This window comes from Nostoc sp. PCC 9305 (genome assembly GCF_963920915.1).
GTDB lineage: Bacteria > Cyanobacteriota > Cyanobacteriia > Cyanobacteriales > Nostocaceae > Nostoc.
Genome location: NZ_CAWUDN010000212.1, coordinates 1 through 4406 on the forward strand (window position 1 = coordinate 1; position 4406 = coordinate 4406).

Genomic DNA, 4406 nt, shown 5'->3' on the forward strand with positions numbered 1-4406 from the left:
TTAGGGGGATCTTCAACGATTTTGGTTTTATACAAAGATGTGTGTACACCGTAGCTCCGTGTCGGAGAGGGGCTGGGGGAGAGGTCAAATAAGACTTGTCGAACTCACGTTACGTATCTGAAGATTGTGGTAGAAAAACATCAGGGTAAAATTACTTGCCAATCTGAGTTAAATCGAAGCACAGAATTTGCGATCGCTCGATCGATTTCTCATACTTGAGCTAGTTGTTAAAATTTAGAGGTAGCGTGTTTTAATCTTTAATTAGGCTTACAAAAGTCCACGTACACAAAAAACTTCCAGTCAGTTTTGGCAAGTTTTTGAGAACAAAGAGAGAAACAAACTTATGGGACTTTTCGATCAAATTCTTGGTGCTGTCACTAATCCCAATCAACAGGGCAGCTTAGGTCAAATAGGAAGCATTGTTAACACTGTACAGCAGTTCAGCGATCGCACAGGCGCAGACCCTTCTACCATCCAATCAGTTTTGTCAATTGTTGGTGGTCAAGTGCGTTCTGCTTTACAAGACAAACAAGCCACAGATGGTAATGAAGCCACACAAAATTTAGTCAGTCAATATGCTGGTACTTCTGCCAACCCCCAAGCCGTCGATTCGTTATTCTCTCCTCAGATACAACAGCAAGTAGCTGAAGTTGCTGCCCAACGCACTGGGTTGGATGCTGGTATCGTTCAACAATTGCTGCCTTTGGCAGTACCTTTGGTGCTAAAATTTTTGCAATCAGGAGCCAATGCTCAAAATCCCCAAGCTGGCGGAAATCCTGTCTTAAATTCCTTCTTGGATGCTGATGGTGATGGTGATGTCGATATTGCTGATGCCATCCAAATGGCTAGTCGGTATATGAGACAGTAACAGTTTTCCCAACTCCCCACTCCTTTCCGATAAACCAGACATCGGTAATTATACCTTGCTAGATTTTTAGCTAAGACATAGGCTGAGAACACGATCAATTTGTAAATATAAATCAGACAGTCTATGTCTAAATTGTTTGACTGTATTACTGAAGAACTGCAAGACTTTATTGCTGCCCAACACCTTTTCTTTGTTGGCTCTGCACCTTTGAGTCCTACAGGTCATGTTAACCTGTCTCCTAAAGGTCAAGACTGCTTTCGTATCTTGTCTCCCAACCGAGTAGGTTATATAGACCTTACAGGTAGTGGTAACGAAACATCCGCCCATTTGCAAGAAAATGGGCGGATAACCTTCATGTTTTGTGCCTTTCAAGAACCCGCGTGTATCTTGCGTCTTTACGGTCAAGGAACCACGATTTTACCGAGTTCTCCAGAGTGGGACTCGTTGTATTCTCTATTTTTGCCGATACCTGGAACTCGTCAAATTATCGTTGCTGACATTGAAAAAATCCAGACTTCTTGTGGTTTTGGCGTACCACTCTATGAATATCAAGGTCAGCGCCAGACTTTAGTAAACTGGGCTAGTAAAAAAGGCGAAGAGGGAGTTCGAGAATATCAACAGAAGAAAAATCTTGTCAGCATTGACGGTTTAGCAACACCACTGAGTAAATTACCCATAACTTTGCCTGATTGATTATTCTATTCATCCATATATTAGCAATTAAAGTAAAGGAGTCAGCAATCGAGAGACTCTCACAGCTAACTTGAACCAAAAAGGTTTTTTATCGTACTCATTAAGATCGACAGCAACACAGACAGCTAAATCATCCTCTAACATCTTTTTCACACTTTGGACAAACCCGGACTCGGTAACAAAACCCATAACTTCAAAATTTAGAGAAAACGAGCGATTATCTAAGTTAACAGTTCCTACCCCTGCTAGATTCTCATCAATGACTATAACTTTTTGATGCATAAACCCATTTTTGTAACGATACAACTTGATACCGATTTTTTCCATTTCGGTGTAGTAAGAGAAGGAACATAAATAAACAAATAAATGATCGGGTCGATTTGGTAAGAGAATTCGCACATCGACACCTCGCATTGCTGCCAGTTTTAAGGCTGACAATGTTGCTTCATCCGGCACAAAATAGGGGCTAGCAATCCACAAGTGAGTTTGAGCTTGATTAATGAGTTCGACGAAAAAAAGCTTACAAGCTGGCAAATGATCTGCGGGGCCTGTAGGAAGTATGAATACAGTTTGATTAATTTCCTGATTAATTTTTACCTGCCAGTTAACTTCGATAAGTTTTCGAGTTGCCCAATACCAATCTCGCACAAAGGAGTTTTGTAGGCTTTGTACACTTGGGCCTTCAAGCATGATATGAGTATCGCGCCAGGGACTCAATCGAGGATTTTTTCCTAAATATTCATCACCAATATTTAGTCCACCTACAAATGCAATTTCTCCATCCACCACCAGAATTTTGCGATGATTGCGAAAATTAAATTGAAACCGATTACCCTGACCTTTAGTGGTGTTAAATGCACTCACTGCAATTCCATGCTGTTGTAGAGATTGGATATAAGGGCGAGATAATTTCTTGGAACCAATTTCATCGTAGAGAAAATAGATGTTTATTCCTTGCTTGGCTTTAGCAATCAACGCTTCTCTAAACTCATTAGCTGATTGGTCATCGTTAACAGTATAAAATTGAAACAAAATATAATTTGTTGCCGATGCAATCTTTTTCAGCATTGCTTCATAAGTTTGCTGACCATTAATCAGTAATTCGGCAGCATTACCTGATGTGAAAGAAATGTCTGTAAAAGCCTCCGCTAAGGGTTGCAACTGGGCTAGATTATCTGGTGGCGCAACCTGAAATTTAATCAGTTCGCTATAAGTCGAATGAAAAATCTTATAGTGTTGTGCATAGACTGAGCGCAGTGTTTCAGCATATCCATGAAATTTAGTTCTTCCTAAAATCCAATACAATGGAATCGTTAGCCAGGGAAAGGTAATTAGAGAAATGCTCCAGGCAATTGCCCCTTGAGAAGAACGTACATTCATCACTGCATGGGCTGCATGTATAACTCCCACGCAATGAACAACCTGAGAACTTTAATTGATTGACTATTAATTTCTGTTTGAATTGAATTATTTTTATCAATTGTGAGTTCTTGTAAACGAAAAAATCTATAACCCGGAACAAATTTCGTAACTAGAGTGTTTGCGTGTTCTTGAATATTAGGCATTACTAATATTAAAATGGATTTATTCTAGCTTAACGCTATTAAACAGTCGTTACAGAAAAATAGCACGTTTGTAAATCTATAAGCTATGCTCCATAAGCAATACAGATTTTAAAGCCATTAAACAGTGTCGCAATCTTTAGCTGCATTTCTCCAAATAAATCAATTTCTAGCTTTTGAGGAGTTGCTTCTACAGATTTAGGATAACCATCAAATTCGGCTTTCAAATAAATCAATTCCATAATGGCAGGAATATCCCTTTTGTTTGCATCTCTAATTAGAATATTTCTGCCCTTTGTGTTATCCCTATTTTCTGTTTTACTAAAATTCATATTGGGAAATAACTTCTGTCTCATTCTTTGCTGCATTTATCCACTCTTGCATTGCTGGAAGTGCCAAAACTGACTCCACATAATCTCTAGAAATAGTATCTAACTGCACATCATAGGCGATAAACCGCAGGACAACTGGAGCAAAAAATGCATCAGCAATCGTGAAATTGCCAAACAAAAACTTACCACCATTCCCAAACTTTTGACGTGATTCTTGCCAAATACTAGTAATGCGGTCAATGTCTTGTTGTACGCCGGGTTTGAAACCTTTACCAGGATATTTAGTACGGCAGTTCATTGGCATATTCTGACGCAAATTTTGAAATCCTGAGTGCATTTCTGCACTGACAGAACGGGCTAATGCTCTTGCGGCCTTATTCTCTGGCCACCATTGCAGGGTTGGAAAAGTTTCAGCTAGATATTCACAAATAGCGAGAGAATCCCACACTGTTTGCCTATCGTGCAATAACACAGGTACTTTTCCTGATGACGAGTATTGCCGAATTTTCGATGAATAATCTGGGTCGTTATAGAGAGGAATCCGAATTTCATTGACTTCCAAACCGAATTGCTTCATCGCTAACCAAGGACGAAGCGACCAAGATGAATAATTTTTGTTGCCGATTACCAAAGTAAGTTGTGTCATATTTTTAATACCGATAAAGTTGTTCAATCCACATAAACACATCAGTTTCGGAACCCGAAGAAAAGGATTTTCCGGTTGCCGGATCGTAAGCTTGCCAATAGATATTACCGTGGCGGTCAACCTTTTGCCAAACTTGTAATTCATTAGGATCTACTAGGAGTTTTTTGACAAAACTTTCCCAAATTATATGCAGAGATTTCCACAAGTTTGAGCGGATTTTTTTCTGAAATGACGGGCTACAATTTATTTCCAGGACTTACGCAACTGGCACAGGCGATCGCTAAAATATAGTGCTTTTGTACTAT

Annotated in this window: 6 protein-coding genes; 2 read left to right on the forward strand and 4 right to left on the reverse strand. The window is 39.4% G+C overall.

Annotation, left to right across the window (positions count from 1 at the left end; all coding sequences use genetic code 11):
* The first annotated feature begins 343 nt into the window (after positions 1-343).
* The gene (locus ACM0OX_RS35160; protein ID WP_414519782.1) at positions 344-868 is read left to right on the forward strand and encodes a DUF937 domain-containing protein; all 525 of its coding nucleotides are present in this window, start codon (positions 344-346) and stop codon (positions 866-868) included.
* A gap of 123 nt (positions 869-991) precedes the next feature.
* Positions 992-1561: a pyridoxamine 5'-phosphate oxidase family protein gene (locus ACM0OX_RS35165; protein ID WP_414519784.1), complete on the forward strand. Its 570-nt coding sequence runs from the start codon at positions 992-994 to the stop codon at positions 1559-1561.
* A 27-nt stretch (positions 1562-1588) separates the two neighbouring features.
* Here the strand turns inward: ACM0OX_RS35165 and cls are convergent, their stop codons facing one another.
* The 4 genes from cls to ACM0OX_RS35185 form a co-directional block, all read right to left on the reverse strand.
* Positions 1589-2971 (reverse strand): cardiolipin synthase, encoded by a 1383-nt coding sequence (cls, locus tag ACM0OX_RS35170; RefSeq protein WP_414519786.1) that lies wholly within the window; start codon positions 2969-2971, stop codon positions 1589-1591.
* Between the two features lie 238 nt (positions 2972-3209).
* Positions 3210-3455 (reverse strand): hypothetical protein, encoded by a 246-nt coding sequence (locus ACM0OX_RS35175; RefSeq protein WP_414519787.1) that lies wholly within the window; start codon positions 3453-3455, stop codon positions 3210-3212.
* Positions 3445-4101, reverse strand: a complete 657-nt coding sequence (locus ACM0OX_RS35180; protein WP_414519789.1) for a glutathione S-transferase family protein — start codon at positions 4099-4101, stop codon at positions 3445-3447. The genes ACM0OX_RS35175 and ACM0OX_RS35180 overlap by 11 nt, the downstream gene beginning before the upstream one ends.
* Positions 4102-4105: 4 nt before the next feature.
* Positions 4106-4306 carry a hypothetical protein gene (locus ACM0OX_RS35185; RefSeq protein WP_414519790.1) on the reverse strand — a complete coding sequence of 67 codons (201 nt, stop codon included), beginning with the start codon at positions 4304-4306 and terminating at the stop codon, positions 4106-4108.
* Positions 4307-4406 lie beyond the last annotated feature (100 nt).

Bases quoted from the DNA above. Each gene is read 5' to 3' on its own strand.
- ACM0OX_RS35160 (WP_414519782.1), top strand. From the start codon at position 344: ATGGGACTTTTCGATCAAATTCTTGGTGCTGTCACTAATCCCAATCAA.
- ACM0OX_RS35165 (WP_414519784.1), top strand. From the start codon at position 992: ATGTCTAAATTGTTTGACTGTATTACTGAAGAACTGCAAGACTTTATT.
- ACM0OX_RS35175 (WP_414519787.1), bottom strand. From the start codon at position 3,455: ATGAATTTTAGTAAAACAGAAAATAGGGATAACACAAAGGGCAGAAAT.
- ACM0OX_RS35180 (WP_414519789.1), bottom strand. From the start codon at position 4,101: ATGACACAACTTACTTTGGTAATCGGCAACAAAAATTATTCATCTTGG.